This is a genomic window from Sphingomonas sp. SP4 (genome assembly GCF_058313375.1).
Map to the genome: position 1 here is coordinate 55,603 of NZ_JBZFLE010000001.1, position 13,257 is coordinate 68,859.

The 13,257-nt window shown below is 60.3% G+C and carries 16 protein-coding genes; 10 read left to right on the plus strand and 6 right to left on the minus strand.

Features of this window, described 5'->3' with window-relative positions; translation table 11 throughout:
* Positions 1-74: 74 nt before the first annotated feature.
* Both AC4GYV_RS00305 and AC4GYV_RS00310 read right to left on the minus strand, forming a co-directional pair.
* Complete coding sequence (locus AC4GYV_RS00305) at positions 75-470, minus strand: cupin domain-containing protein (RefSeq protein ID WP_491098659.1); 396 nt, start codon at positions 468-470, stop codon at positions 75-77.
* The gene (locus AC4GYV_RS00310) at positions 470-2,272 is read right to left on the minus strand and encodes an aminopeptidase P family protein (protein ID WP_491098660.1); all 1,803 of its coding nucleotides are present in this window, start codon (positions 2,270-2,272) and stop codon (positions 470-472) included. Before AC4GYV_RS00310 ends, AC4GYV_RS00305 begins: the two co-directional genes overlap by 1 nt.
* A 267-nt stretch (positions 2,273-2,539) precedes the next feature.
* Between AC4GYV_RS00310 and AC4GYV_RS00315 the strand changes: the two genes are divergently transcribed.
* The gene (locus AC4GYV_RS00315) at positions 2,540-2,872 is read left to right on the plus strand and encodes a UrcA family protein (protein WP_491098661.1); all 333 of its coding nucleotides are present in this window, start codon (positions 2,540-2,542) and stop codon (positions 2,870-2,872) included.
* Between the two features lie 14 nt (positions 2,873-2,886).
* On the opposite strand, the gene AC4GYV_RS00320 is transcribed toward AC4GYV_RS00315, so the two are convergent.
* Entirely contained in the window at positions 2,887-3,282 is a 396-nt protein-coding gene (locus AC4GYV_RS00320; RefSeq protein ID WP_491098662.1) for a GFA family protein, read from the minus strand.
* A 56-nt stretch (positions 3,283-3,338) separates the two neighbouring features.
* Here AC4GYV_RS00320 and AC4GYV_RS00325 point away from each other — a divergent pair, with 56 nt between their 5' ends.
* Together AC4GYV_RS00325 and AC4GYV_RS00330 are read left to right on the plus strand one after the other, a co-directional pair.
* The gene (locus AC4GYV_RS00325; RefSeq protein WP_491098663.1) at positions 3,339-3,734 is read left to right on the plus strand and encodes an MAPEG family protein; all 396 of its coding nucleotides are present in this window, start codon (positions 3,339-3,341) and stop codon (positions 3,732-3,734) included.
* Between the two features lie 166 nt (positions 3,735-3,900).
* Positions 3,901-4,179 (plus strand): hypothetical protein, encoded by a 279-nt coding sequence (locus AC4GYV_RS00330; RefSeq protein ID WP_491098664.1) that lies wholly within the window; start codon positions 3,901-3,903, stop codon positions 4,177-4,179.
* Here AC4GYV_RS00330 and AC4GYV_RS00335 read toward each other — a convergent pair.
* The gene (locus tag AC4GYV_RS00335) at positions 4,167-4,829 is read right to left on the minus strand and encodes a CDP-alcohol phosphatidyltransferase family protein (RefSeq protein ID WP_491098665.1); all 663 of its coding nucleotides are present in this window, start codon (positions 4,827-4,829) and stop codon (positions 4,167-4,169) included. The two genes, AC4GYV_RS00330 and AC4GYV_RS00335, sit on opposite strands and share 13 nt — an antisense overlap.
* Positions 4,830-5,131: 302 nt before the next feature.
* On the opposite strand from AC4GYV_RS00335, the gene AC4GYV_RS00340 reads away from it, so the two are divergent.
* Entirely contained in the window at positions 5,132-5,599 is a 468-nt protein-coding gene (locus tag AC4GYV_RS00340) for a tRNA (cytidine(34)-2'-O)-methyltransferase (RefSeq protein ID WP_491098666.1), read from the plus strand.
* Here AC4GYV_RS00340 and AC4GYV_RS00345 read toward each other — a convergent pair.
* Complete coding sequence (locus AC4GYV_RS00345; protein WP_491098667.1) at positions 5,596-5,775, minus strand: hypothetical protein; 180 nt, start codon at positions 5,773-5,775, stop codon at positions 5,596-5,598. The genes AC4GYV_RS00340 and AC4GYV_RS00345 overlap by 4 nt on opposite strands.
* Positions 5,776-5,991: 216 nt before the next feature.
* On the opposite strand from AC4GYV_RS00345, the gene AC4GYV_RS00350 reads away from it, so the two are divergent.
* Positions 5,992-6,792, plus strand: a complete 801-nt coding sequence (locus AC4GYV_RS00350) for a GAF domain-containing protein (protein WP_491098668.1) — start codon at positions 5,992-5,994, stop codon at positions 6,790-6,792.
* Here AC4GYV_RS00350 and AC4GYV_RS00355 read toward each other — a convergent pair.
* Entirely contained in the window at positions 6,789-6,968 is a 180-nt protein-coding gene (locus tag AC4GYV_RS00355; RefSeq protein WP_491098669.1) for a hypothetical protein, read from the minus strand. The genes AC4GYV_RS00350 and AC4GYV_RS00355 overlap by 4 nt on opposite strands.
* Positions 6,969-8,036: 1,068 nt before the next feature.
* Here AC4GYV_RS00355 and AC4GYV_RS00360 point away from each other — a divergent pair.
* The 5 genes from AC4GYV_RS00360 to AC4GYV_RS00380 all read left to right on the plus strand — a co-directional run bounded on the left by AC4GYV_RS00360 (position 8,037) and on the right by AC4GYV_RS00380 (position 13,025).
* Positions 8,037-9,551: a tetratricopeptide repeat protein gene (locus tag AC4GYV_RS00360; RefSeq protein ID WP_491098670.1), complete on the plus strand. Its 1,515-nt coding sequence runs from the start codon at positions 8,037-8,039 to the stop codon at positions 9,549-9,551.
* Positions 9,552-9,956: 405 nt separating this feature from the next.
* Positions 9,957-10,097: a hypothetical protein gene (locus AC4GYV_RS00365; protein ID WP_491098671.1), complete on the plus strand. Its 141-nt coding sequence runs from the start codon at positions 9,957-9,959 to the stop codon at positions 10,095-10,097.
* 611 nt (positions 10,098-10,708) lie between these two features.
* Positions 10,709-11,938, plus strand: a complete 1,230-nt coding sequence (locus AC4GYV_RS00370; RefSeq protein WP_491098672.1) for a site-specific DNA-methyltransferase — start codon at positions 10,709-10,711, stop codon at positions 11,936-11,938.
* Positions 11,935-12,465 (plus strand): DUF5681 domain-containing protein, encoded by a 531-nt coding sequence (locus tag AC4GYV_RS00375; RefSeq protein WP_491098673.1) that lies wholly within the window; start codon positions 11,935-11,937, stop codon positions 12,463-12,465. The genes AC4GYV_RS00370 and AC4GYV_RS00375 overlap by 4 nt, the downstream gene beginning before the upstream one ends.
* On the plus strand, positions 12,462-13,025 hold the full coding sequence (locus AC4GYV_RS00380) for a DUF5681 domain-containing protein (RefSeq protein WP_491098674.1): 564 nt from the start codon (positions 12,462-12,464) through the stop codon (positions 13,023-13,025). Before AC4GYV_RS00375 ends, AC4GYV_RS00380 begins: the two co-directional genes overlap by 4 nt.
* The last annotated feature ends 232 nt before the right edge of the window (positions 13,026-13,257 follow it).

The window sequence follows — 13,257 nt, forward strand, 5'->3', positions numbered from 1 at the left end:
CCGCGCACATGCCGCCTTCCAGCATGGCTACCATAACTCCTTAAGCAATTGGGAAAATCCCCGATTGCGAGTCCTCATCTGGGACGATGCGTGGTGTCTTTTCCGGACGTAATGAAGAGTGCCACGACCGGTCCGTCGGCGTCGGCAGTGTGCCATGCACCCGGCGGATTGATCGCATATTCTCCGGGACTTAGCTCAATGGTTCGCGCCGATCCGTCCACCAATTCCTGGTGCAGAATCATCGAACCTTGGAGGCAGCAGACGACCTCGTCGCCTAGTGGGTGCATTTCCCAACTCGTCCACGGCTCTTCGAACCGGAAAAGGCTGACGAGCCGTCCCTCGTCCATGTCGTTGGCGTGTCGCTCGACATAGCTTTCGTACCATTCGGGACCGCTGAACTGCGGCTCTTCGATTGCGCGCGCGCCTAGGCCTAGATGAATCGGAAAGTCGTAGAGCGACTTGCCCCGCATCAGTCGATGGAGATGGGAGCGCAGGCGCGCTGCAACCAGGCGAGATCCGCTCCCTGAAGCTGCGGCCCAATCTTGGCGAGAACATGCGCGTGGTAGCAGTTGAGCCAGATCAACTCTTCGGGCTCCAGCATCTCGGCGTCGATGAGGCGGCGGTCGATCGGCGCAAAGGTTAGCGTCTCGAAGCCGAGCATCTCCTTTTCCGCGCCATCGATCTCCCGCGGAACGACGAGCACCAGATTCTCTATGCGGATGCCGTATTCGCCAGTCTTGTAATAGCCGGGCTCGTTCGAGATGATCATGCCCGCCTGCAGCGGCTCGTCGCCGCCGCTCTGCGAGCTGCCGACGGGCGAGATGCGCTGCGGCCCCTCGTGCACTGCGAGGAAGCTGCCGACGCCATGCCCGGTGCCGTGCGCATAATCGAGACCCGCCTCCCACAACGGCCGGCGAGCGAAGCTATCGAGCTGGCTTCCACGCGTACCCTTGGGGAAGACCGCTGTGGCGATGGCGATGTGTCCCTTCAGCACGCGGGTAAAGCGGTCGCGCATTTCTGCAGTCGGCTCGCCGATGGCCACGGTGCGGGTGATGTCGGTCGTGCCGTCGACATACTGGCCGCCGGAATCGATCAGGTACAGACTGCCCTGCTCCAGCTTGCGGTTGGTCTTTTCGCTCGAGCGATAATGGACAATCGCGCCGTTCGGACCCGCGCCTGAAATGCTGTCGAATGAGAGATCGCGCAGCTCGGGATTTTCCCGGCGCAGCGCCTCGAGGTGATCCGACGCCTTCAGCTCGTCGACGTCGCCCTTCGGGGTCTCGTCGTCGATCCAGTGAAGGAAACGGGAAATCACCGCGCCGTCGCGTTCCTGGGCGGCCTTCTGCCCGGATATCTCTGCACTGTTCTTCAGCGCCTTGGGAAGAATCGTCGGATCGCGCATGGGCAGGATCTTGGCGCCGGCGCGTTCCAGCGCCTCGAAGATCGCCGCCACCGCGCGCTCCGGATCGACGACAACCGTCTTGCCCTTAAGTTCGGCAAGCTCGGCTTCGAAGTCGGCGCGCTCATGCAGACGCACGCCATTGCCGAGATGCTGGCGCACCTCCGGTCCGAACTTCTCGGAAGCGACGAACAGGTCGGCTGTGCCGTCCGCGTGCACGACAGCATAGGCGAGTGCTACTGGCGTATGCGTGACGTCCGCGCCGCGAATGTTGAACGCCCAGGCGATGGAATCGAGCGCCGACAGCACCGCGGCATCCGCATGCTGCTTCTGCAGCCAGTCACCGATCTCGGTACGCTTCTCGGCGGCCGACTTGCCCGCATATTGATCCGGCTGGACGACCAGATGCGCCTTTGAGGCTTCCGGCCGATCCTTCCAAATCTCGTCGATCGGGTTTCGAGCGACCGGCACCAGTTCCGCGCCGCGGCTGGCGAGCGCTTCCTTCGCCTTCTTCACCCAGTCGCGCGTATGCAGCCACGGATCGTAGCCAATGCGGCCGCCCTCGGGAGCATGCTCCCTGAGCCAGTCAGTCGTGCTCGTGTCCGGCACCGACTGGTAGCTCCATTCGGTCGGGCTGACCTGCTGGCGGACTTGAAGCGTGTAACGGCCGTCGACGAAAATCGCCGCTTCCTCGGGAAGAACCACCGCCGACCCGGCCGAACCTTCGAACCCCGTCAGCCAGGCGAGACGCTGTGCGTAGCTCCCGACATATTCGCTCATATGTTCGTCGGTAAGCGGGACGACGAAACCGTCGAGCTTGTCGGCCTTCAGCTGCTCGCGAAGGGCTTTGAGACGATCGGCATAACTGGACATGGGCTAACTCCCTTGCCTCTCAGCTAATCCAACGGCCGGGATTCTTAAAGTGCCGAGCCACCAACGGCCTGCCGGAGAAAGGCTGAATTCAGTTGACCGACTCAGCCGCCAGGCGCAGTGACGGCCAGCGCCGCCTGTCGGGTTGCTCATCCATTTTTCTACGGCCGATCAACGCGTTCGTACGCGTCTCTTTTGTGGCTCGGGCCGGGAGAATGGCCCACCGTGGCTGCTCCCGGTCGCTCTCGCAAGCGACACGAGGAGATCAACATGAACACTGTGATGATAACCGCCGTCCTTGGCTTCGCGGTCGGCCTGCTGGCGCCTTCGGCTGCCGCGAACCCGTTCTCGAGCGATGACCCGCCCGCGCAGGTGGTCGTCACCTATGCCGATTTGGATCTCCACTCGCCGGCTGGCGACCAACGTCTGAGAAACCGCATCGAATATGCGTCCTATCTCTTGTGCCTGGTTGATCCTGGCGCGAGCCCTTCGCCGGCCTTCGCGGAGCCTACCTGCTACCGGAACGCGAAAAATGACGGTCTCACGCAGATGCAGCGCGCTATCGAGGGGACTGGCGGTAAGGTCATGACGTTGCGGAGGTAAGTCGACCGCCACGTTCACCCGCCTTCGGAGCGGCCCCCCGACTCGCGGTCACGTTCATAGTGCCGGCTGAGCGGAAAGGACGGCAGCCAGTTCTCGCGCCGGATCGTCCATAGCTCATAGGTCGGCGCGAACTGGTCGGGCGCGTCGAAGGCGCCGAGACTGATCTCGACCTCGTCGCAGCTGCGCCCGAATACTGATGAGCCGCAACGTGGACAGAAATGGCGTCCTGAATATTCGCGCGTTTCGCCATCGACGGTCACCGCATCTTCCGGAAAGATCGCGGACGAATGGAACAGCGACCCGGTATGCTTTGGGCAATCCAGGCAATGGCACAGGCCGACGCGGTAGGGCTCGCCAGTCGCCACGACCCGCACATCGCCGCACAAGCAGCCGCCGGTGAATCGATCCATACCGAACCTCCTTTGTGATACGCATTGGCGCGTCGCCGTAAGGGACAGGAGATAACATGCCCGTCGAAATCAGGATCCTTGCGCTCGGTGCGCTTCTGCTGGTCGTCTATATTTTCACCGCGACGCGGTTCAAAACCGCTCAATACGGCCGCAAGTGGAACATGAGCGCGCGCGATGAAGCGCTCCCGCCCGCCTCACCAATCACCGGCCGGACGATGCGCGCACAGGCAAATTTTGAAGAGACTTTCCCAATCGCAATCGTCGCTTTGCTCGGCGTGGTTGTCGCGAACCGCACGAGCGAACTGACCGCGCTTGGCGGCTGGATCTGGCTCGGCGCACGGGTCGTCTATCTGCCGCTCTATGCCGCCGGCATTCCCGTCATCCGCACCATCGTCTTCGTGATCAGCATGGTCGGCCTCGGCATGGTGTTGTGGCCGTTACTGGTGGGGTGATGGGAGAACCGTCTCGGACACAAACGGCCCGGAATAGCTATGCCGAGCCGTTCGTTGGGGACCCGAGGGTTTAGAGACGTAAGGTGTTCGAGTCCCGCGCCACCTGTAGCACAATCCTGCCTGCCAGGATTGGGCGAATGTCGGCTTTTCTCATCAGGCGACGAGCATGAATTTCGATGATCAGATCCGCCGCTACTTCGGCATTTCAGACCTGGCAGCGGTACCGCCGGAAGCACTCGCCGCCGGCATCGAGCATATGAAGGTCGACCTCGGCCTTACCAAGGATCGCCGCGAGCGCTTCGCACTCTGGGCGCTGCTGCACACTTTTGGGTCGGCTCCCGACCTCGACGTCGTCTTCAAAGACGAGGCTGATCGCGAGGCAGCGCGGAATTTCATGGACCTGATTCAGGGCGCAAGCGGCTCCTGGAGCGCTTATTCGCCTTGACTGGAGAGCCGCCTGACCATCGCGATGGTTTGGGTGACGAACACGCCGATCAGCAGAACACCGATTGCGCCCACGAAAAGATCGAATCCATTGAGCGGCAGGATGCCGGCCTCCGACGGGCCGAACGCGAACATTGCGATGGTCAGGCCGATCAGGATCAAGCGAAGCTCGGTCGGACCAGCGGCAACATAGGATAGCTTGAGCTCTCCCACGACCCGCGCGGCGAGGAAGGCATAGCCCGCCAACAGATAGTAACCCACGAGAGCGATGAGAGCGATGTCGAGGCGGACGTAGGGGCTGACGCCGATGCCGCCGACGATGAACAAGGCGCCCATCAAGTCGGCGCTATGGTCGACGAAATAGCCATATTTCGGACGTTCGATGGATCGAAATCGCGCTAGGCTTCCGTCCAGTGAATCGCCGAACCAGTGCACGCAATAACCAGCGACCGACAGCCAAAGCCAACCCGGGTGAATGTTGCTCGCAGCATAGCCGACGAAGATCCAAACCGAGGCCAGCAGAGCCAAGAGCGTCAACTGATCGGGCGTCGTCCAGACCGGCAGGCGCGAACAGATCCAGGTCAGCAAGCGCCGCTCCTGAACCGCGAGCACGTTGCCCTGAATGCGCTTGAGGGAATTGGGGGATGTCAAAGGTCAGCTCCTGTGCGGCGAGCGGTAATCGTGCCGTAATGGACCTGTCATATCAGAGGGGCGCCGCTTTGGCGGCACGCTTTCCACACAAAAAGCAGAATCGACGGCATCCCGGCACGATGATCTGCGCGCCGAGCGTGTCGCCAAGCGGCTCGACATAGCCGCCTGCCTTGTCGGCGAGCCATGTGATGCGACGTTCGGCACTCGCTTTGCGGAATGCGTTCGATACAGACGTAGGCGATCGACTACTTATACCTTCTGCGGACGTTCAAGATCGCGCGAGACTAGGTTAGTTCGCCACCATGCGAATTGCGCTCTTCGAACCCGAAATCGCCGGAAACGTGGGGTCCGTCCTGCGCCTGGGCGCATGTCTGGGCGCTGCCGTGGACCTTATCGAGCCGCTAGGATTCCAGTGGGACGATCGGCGAGTGCGCCGGACAGCCATGGACTATATCGATCATGTCGAAATCGCCCATCATGCCGACTTCGAGGAGTTCAGACGGACGATCGGTTCGCAACGGCTAGTGCTATTCACGACCAAGAGCCGCCAATCGGCTTATGATTTCCGCTTCAACGCGGACGATGTCCTGCTTTTCGGCAAGGAAAGCGCGGGTGTACCTCTCGAGGTGGCCGAAGCCTGCGATGCACGGGTACGCATTCCGATCCGACCCGCAGTGCGCTCATTGAACCTGGCTATGGCGACGGCGCTCGCGCTCGGTGAAGCTTTGCGCCAGACGGCAACATTGCCGGATTTGGGCGACGCGCCCTAGCGCTCAGAAAGTTCGGGGCTGCTCTTCGAATTCTCCAGCACGAGCACTGCGGCCTCCATCTCGTCAGCCAGTTCGAGCAACGTGCGGCCCGCTTCTTCGTCGGATGCATTGTCGCCGTACAAGCGGCAACGGGCAGACGTGTTACGCAGATAATCGACCAACTCGCGGTGCGTCATCGAAGCTTCCTCCGGTCGCCGCTTTGGCTCCGGCTGCCTGTACGCAAGCTGAAGTCGGATCGGAGTGGCTAACTCATTCAAATCAAATTGCTTGCTTTGCGACACTAGGGTCAAACCTGATTTGATCAGAGCCGCATCCGAATCATACCTGCTTCGTTAGAGGGCGCAGTGCTGCGCCTTCCGAAGGGTCGTCGCTGGCTGGGTTCGGAGAGACCAATGGCTTTTGCCGCTGCGCTTCGAAAGTCGCTACAGGACCGCGATAGCGAGTTTCCTGCCGAGTTCCTGCGGGGGGACAGCCTCGAGAAGGTGCTCAATAGGCACCTCAGGACCGTCGAGCGGCTGGGCGGGGACGATGTGTTTACCTGCATCCTCCTGCTGAGTCCCGACGGCAAGCGCCTGTCTTACGGAGCCGCTCCAACCGTCCCCCCTTCCTATTGCCGAGCGAGCGAGAGCATCGAGATCGGACCACGCTCCGGCTCGTGCGGCGCAGCAGCTTATTTTGGCCGGCCGATCTATTCGGTCGACATCGCGACGGACCCCGTCTGGAGCGACTATGGTGACCTCGCATTGTCGCACGGCTTCAGGTCATGCTGGTCGACGCCCATCCGAAACGCGGACGACAAGATCATCGGAACCTTCGCGATCCTGCATCGGACGATCGGCATGCCGACGCAGGAAGAGATTGATGCCATCGGCCTGATCACGGGGCATGTTGCCGACGCTATCATGTGGTCTCGCGACCCGCGCGCCTCTCATCCGCCGGAAATGCGCCAGTCGGGACCGCCCAGACTAAGGCTCGTCTCCGACCACACCGACGCCAATGCGCAAGTGAACCGGCTGCTGGCGCTTGCGAGGAAGCTCCTGTTGAAGGCCGACGAACTCGATCTCTTCGCGGCGCGATCGGACTCAGAGGAAATGGCTGCAAGCCTGGCGAGCGCCGCCGAGCTCAGCCGGAAGCTGGTCGGCAACATCCTCGCGCAGATTGAGCTTGGGCAACGACGCGGACCGCAGGACTAGCGAAGCTTTGCGATATTGATCTTATCAAGCTTGGCGCGGTCCTTCACCGACTCCTCGCTCCGCGTGAGGGCCTTCGCGATCGCCTTGAGCGCCATGCCCTTGCCGGCGAGCGTGCGCAGCTTCTGGATCTCGTCCGGCCGCCAGGGCTGCCGATGCCGCTCGAACCGCTCACTCATAGTTCACCTCCCTGCTGCCCGACATGTGCGCCAGAAGATCGGCCTTAGCGAGCTGCTCTCCTCTCCAGCGATCAAAGCCGCCTGATTCACGTTCGAAATATTGGCTGCTTGCGTCTGCTTTCAACGCATTACGGGCGTCAAGATCGGCTAATCTGGACTATGTCCGATTTCGCAGACCGCGTCCGCATCAATCCGACTGAGGAGACTCAAAGGCTCGGACTTGCAGGTAAGGAGGGCCAGGTCTGGGGCTGGACGACGTCCTCGCTGATCGGGATGCCTGTAATCGGCTCAACGAGCGAAGATAGCGCCGTCAACGTTCACTTTGATGACTTGAACGAAGCTTTCTGGTTTGCGGAAGGCCTCGTCGAGCACGTCGATAATGAGGCGGGGACCGTCATCGCTTTGGACGGAGTAGACAAAGAATGGGTGCGACTACCAAATGGGCCCGGGCAGAGCGCACTCGTTCCAGCAGTAAGCGTCCGCTTTCGATCCAAAGCAGACGTCACCCGAAGAACACGAGCCCCATACTCGCACCAAGTAGGATCGTCGCCTGAAAGAAAGTGCCGGCGGGACTGTCCAGCCATGTGCGAGGCACCGAAGAGCCGGCCGGCGGTTTACGCAAGAACAACGGCAACGCTCCACCGCGCCCTAGTCTCACTGCCATCCGCATCCAGATCCACCCGAACCCATAGGTCATTACCAACCCCGCGATGGCCCCCCTATTCCAAGTGGAGCCTCGAACCAAAGCCAACCCCACACAAAGTAGCAGCGGAGCGCTCCATGAAAGAAAAGCTGGCCATTTGGGAACATCGTAAGTTGAGCTCGGCGAATGCGGTTCATCGGACATTCTGCTGTGCTAGCGGCCGGAAGCTAATGTCCGGTTTCCACCCATTGCGGCCTTGAAGGGCGATGCTGGACAACACGCGCGTTGGCCCTAGGTTTCTGTGATAGGGTCGCTTGGGGGAGGGCCAGTTCGTGCATGCGCTAAAGTATCATCTTGTTCCGTTGATCTGGCTCGGAACGTTGCCCGTGCCGGCGCAAGCATCGCTTTTGCCACCCCCTTCGGAAATGATGACCGCCAAAGAACAGGCACTCTTCAGTGAGGCCGTTCAGGCTCAAATGGCCCTGAAGGAAGGTGACAACAAAGGCAGTCTGGTCATCCTGGACTCGATCCTCGCGAAGGATCCTGAGCCAACTAAGTTTCGTGGTTTCGTCCAGATGGTTCGATCGGGCGTGCTAGCAAATGAAGAACGCAGTGCTGATGCTATCGCGGCAGCAGACGAGGCAGTCAGGTTGCTGCCGGGCTACAGCGGGCCCTTGCTAGCTGCTGTGGAGGCCTATTCTTATTCACCGCGAGCCGGTGAAGGCGCGGACTTCATGCTTAGGGCGATTGCGATTGATCCGGAGATAGTTCGTACGCTCCTCGACGATTATGACCTGTTCAATCTTCTGCACCGGCTCGATGAAGCCAATGATGCACGTCGCGCCTCAGCTCTGAGTGAAAAGCTATTGAGCATTGGGTGGCGAGGTCAGAAACTCAACTCTCGTTCCGACCTCGCATATCAGGCGATCGCCCTGCGACTGAGCATTGGGGATGTAACCGGAGCTCGAGCCTTGGTCCCTGAACTGCTGGTGCCTGCTCAGACCTACACCATGCTCGCAAGCGACCGATATCGTGCGATTTGGCCGGATCTGGAAAAGTGGGCGGGCCCCAAGCTCGGCCGTCAATGGCAAGCTTATCTCTCAGAGGCGCAAGGTCGTTGGCACGCGAGCCATTCCGCAGTGGCGGCGGATGCATATTTGGACGCACTGCGCACTGCCGGGCTCTACAAGGACATCGTCGCGGACATCTTGCCGGCCTTTTCCGAGAAGCTCGATGCAGATCGAGACTATGACTTGATCTTCCGGGTATCGGGAGTTGCCGAAGCGCTTGGGATGCTCGGTCGGTGGGATGATATTCGAAATCTGTACGCGACAGTCGAACGCATCTGGCCACTCGGAGAAGATGTCAACGCGCTCAACCTGACAGCAAATGAAGCGCGGTTTGCATTGATAATGAGCGAACCACAACGTGCCCTGAACCTTCTGGACAGGGCAATCTTAGAGATACAACGATACCGAGAGTCGGTGAATCAGGACGCTTTCGTCTACATGCATCTATATCGGACGTGTGCCTTGCACGCGCTGGGGCGGGACAGCGAGGCCGGCGTCTCACTTGCAATCGCCGCCAAGACGACAGCGGTCGAGGGTGCCGTCCATCTGAGGCTCTGCATTGGTGACCAGTCCGGCGCACGCCAGGCGATTATGCGGGCCCTCGCCGATGAAGGTCGTCGAGACGATGCGATAGTGCTTCTGCAGAAGCCAGGTCGACCGCCCATGAATGCGGCTTATCCGCTTGAAATCGAGCGAGGCTGGGAAACACTGCGCAGAGATCCTCGGATATTTGCAGAACTTGCCAAATACGGACGGCTCATGCCGTTCAGGCTCAATGAGGCAGCACAATTCGCTCCCGAGCCGAAAGCACCGTTGGCGCCCCCGCTGAAAGCGCCTTTGAAGCGATCCGGTCCCGCCACCGTCAGTTGATGTAGCAAGTCTCACATGGTTCTGATCAAGGCGCATCCTCCTTTGGGTTGAGAGTTCGCTTTCCACCCATTGCAGACGGTGCGAGACTGAGCTTCAAACAGGCGATCCAAGACGTTAGCGTACGCGGTCGGCGCGTTAGCCGTGTTGTTCCTTGTGGCGCTTCGGGCTTACGGTCTGCACGGTTATTTCGCCGCACGGGCGGATGCAGCTTCGCTCAGTCGCCCAGCAGATGCGCTTATCGCGGCACACCACGGTCCAAATGATCTTGGACCCGGCCGGATACAGCAATTGCTGACGGCGGAGGACGCGGGATTTTGAGCCGCAGCGCAGCGCGCTGCCCTTACCGGAGTTCAAGATCCCCTCGTATGCAGCTATAGCAAGCGACATCTCTGGCAGCTTCTTCGGGTGAGCTGGCTAGCGCCTGACATCATCACTGCCATCATGGAAGGTCGTCAGCCGCCGACGCTTACTGGCCGGCGCCTGCTGAGAGCCGCGGATGTGCCTCTCGGTTGGGAAGAGCAGCGTCGCTACTTCGGCTTCAGCTGAGCCGGTCTGCACCTCCATCTGGTGGCACGAAATTCGGCCCTTTGAGATTTCCCCTGCAGGACAGCGCGGCGCCAGGGGCCAATTGCTCTCTTGCCACCACACAGTGATGCCTGGTGAGACGTAAGTGCCGGAAATTACGAGAGAACTTGAGGATCGGTGCAGAGGTTCTTGCGCCGATCTCTCGTGGAATCGAGAGAGTGGTGCGCGGTGCAGTCGACCGATAAGCCCTATCTTGTGCGATAACAGGGAAATTCCACCAAATCGGCGCGGAAAACAGGCGTCGAAGGCTCGCGATCGTCGATCAACTGGAGCGTAACTCCCGATTTTCCAGGGTTTCTCTATGTGACGGAGTGCCTTCCCTGTTATTCGCCAGAACAGGCCCTCAATTAACTGAAACAGGGAGTTTTTCGCCTGTTTCAGGGCTTCAATTCCGCAATAACAGGTGAGAGCAAAGAACTCGGCGATCACAAGAGCGCGCCCCGTCTATCCACAGAATATCGCATGCGCTCGCCATCCGAGCACTTTGATGGGCGATGAGTTGCCATTATGTTCCGCCCTACATGGACCAAGCCACAGCGAGGGCAAACCCCTCCGCGCACCAATTGGCTGTAGTGTATCGGCCCGTTGCTGCGCTCAAGCCGGACCCGCGTAATGCGCGGACCCATCCCAAACGTCAGATCGAGCAGCTCGTGCAATCGATCCGAGCCTTCGGCTTCACCAATCCAATACTGATTGATGAAGACGGAATGCTCATCGCGGGGCACGGCCGATTGCGAGCCGCGAAAGAACTCGGTTTTTCCGAAGTCCCGACCATCACACTGTCGGACCTGAGCGACGCTCAGAAGAAGGCGCTGCGTCTCGCGGACAACAAGATCGCCTTGAATGCGGGGTGGGATCTCGAGATTCTGAAGCTTGAGCTGGACGAGATCGGCACGCTCGATGTCGACTTTGACCTCTCGCTGACGGGCTTCGCCTCTGGCGAAATCGACGTCGTGTTGAAGGCTGCAAATGACCCTGATGACGAGATCATCCCGGCAGTTCCTGAGGAGCCGCAGACTAAACCCGGCGACATCTGGGTCTTGGGTGAGCACCGCTTGGGTTGCGGTGACGGTCGTGATGTCGATTTCCTGCGACGCATCGTCGCCAATGACGCCGGGATCGACGCTGCATTTCTCGATCCGCCGTACAACGTGAAGATCAACGGGCACGCCAACGCTGCCGGACGCCACCGCGAGTTTGCGATGGCCTCTGGTGAGATGAGTACAAGCGAGTTCCGCGACTTCTTGACCGAGACCCTTGGGGCTGCAGCACAGGTCTCCCGCGATGGCGCGGTCCATTTCGTATGCATGGACTGGCGCCACCTGGACGACGTCAGCGCGTCAGCATCCAATGTTTACGGAGAGCTGCTCAACATCTGCGTTTGGAACAAGAGCAATGCCGGCATGGGCTCGCTTTACCGATCCAAACACGAGCTTGTCTTCGTCTACAGAGTGGGATCAGCGTCTCACTTCAACGCCGTCGAGCTTGGCAAGCACGGGCGCAACCGAACCAACGTCTGGGACTACACCTCGGTGAATTCCATGGCGGGCAGTCGCCGAGAGGACCTGGCGCTGCACCCGACCGTCAAGCCGATCGCGCTGGTTGCCGATGCGCTCCAGGACGTGACCAAGCGCGGCGAGCTGGTTTTCGATATGTTCAGCGGATCTGGAACGACGCTCATCGCCGCCGACCGCACAGGTCGCAGGTTTCGCGGCTGTGACATCGATCCTGCTTACGTGGACGTTGCTGTCGAACGTTGGTCACAGGTCACGGGCGGAACAGCAGTCCTGGAGCGGGCATGAGCGGTCGCTGGCAAAAGGGACAATGCGGCAATCCCGCTGGTCGGCCGCGCAAGCGTCGGCCGCACGTGTCCGCATTCGACATCATCTTCGACAAGAACCTGATGGTCAGTCAGAACGGTGTCGAACGCGAGATGAGTATCACAGAAGCTCTCGAGTTCAGGACGTATCAGGCGGCTCTGAAAGGCAGCAAGATGGCCGTTCGCGCAGTCCTCAAGATGATTGAAAAGCGCGAGGTCGCGTTAGCTAAACAGGCGCCTGCGCCTGTCCGAAAGGCCATGAAATTCCGATGGGAGCACGACCCTCGCAATGCTGACGAGGCGATGCTGCTTTTGGGTATCGCGGTGCCAGATCCGACATGGAGTGGCCCATCCGAACATGACAGCAGGCTGAAACTCGCCACGTGGGCTACGCAAGCTGGTCTGAGCCGACCAGGGCGCCGCGGCCTGGAGCAGAGGCAGATCGACGAGATCAAGCGTGTCACGATCGACGCCGACAAACTCCGGTGGCCCAGAGGCAAGTCGTCATGACTGAGCGCGCGAATTCTGACGATTGGGTCGGCTATGGGAGGCCGCCCACCTCGACTCGGTTCAGAAAGGGGCAGAGCGGCAATCCGAAAGGGCGGCCGAAGGGCCGTCGCCGGGATATCCCTTACGACCATCTACTCGGCCAGATGATCGTCATTCGCGAGGATGGCCGCGAGCGGCGCGTCACTGCGGCGGAAGCCTTTCTGTTGCACGTCACCAAGCGAGGCCTCGAAGGGGACAGCGCAAGCGCTCGCGCATCGTTGGCGGCGATCGAAGAGGCGCAAACCAGGCGGCAGGTGAGTGACCTTCCTGACTTTACGATTGTCTGGAGGGCGGTGAGCCCCGGCAGCGTTGGCTGCGCTCTCGATGCTCTCGGCATGGCCCATAAGCTCAACAGGCACTCGGAAAATGCTCGCTACAAACTCAATCCTTGGATCGTTCACGCAGCGCTCGAGCGTTTAGGATCTCGCCGGCTGTCCGTCGAAGAGCAGCGGATTATCCTAGAGGCCACACGCACACCGGAGAAGGTGAAGTGGCCAGACTGGTGGAGCGCTCGCCCGTAACGTCCGCTTTCGACCCAATGGGGACGCTGGGTAGTTTCTCAGTTTCACTCCTCTGAGACGAAGACACGTCCCGTCCGGCCTCCTCGTGGCTATTCGGGGCGAGTCTCGGACCGGCTCTATAGCGCTTTAAAATCGGGAAGGTGAGACCCGCCAGCTCACGCAACTTAGTCGAGTCAGGTGAAAGGCGAGTCTCACCGTAGTTGAGTCGTTAGCAGAGCTTATCGTTCAATTC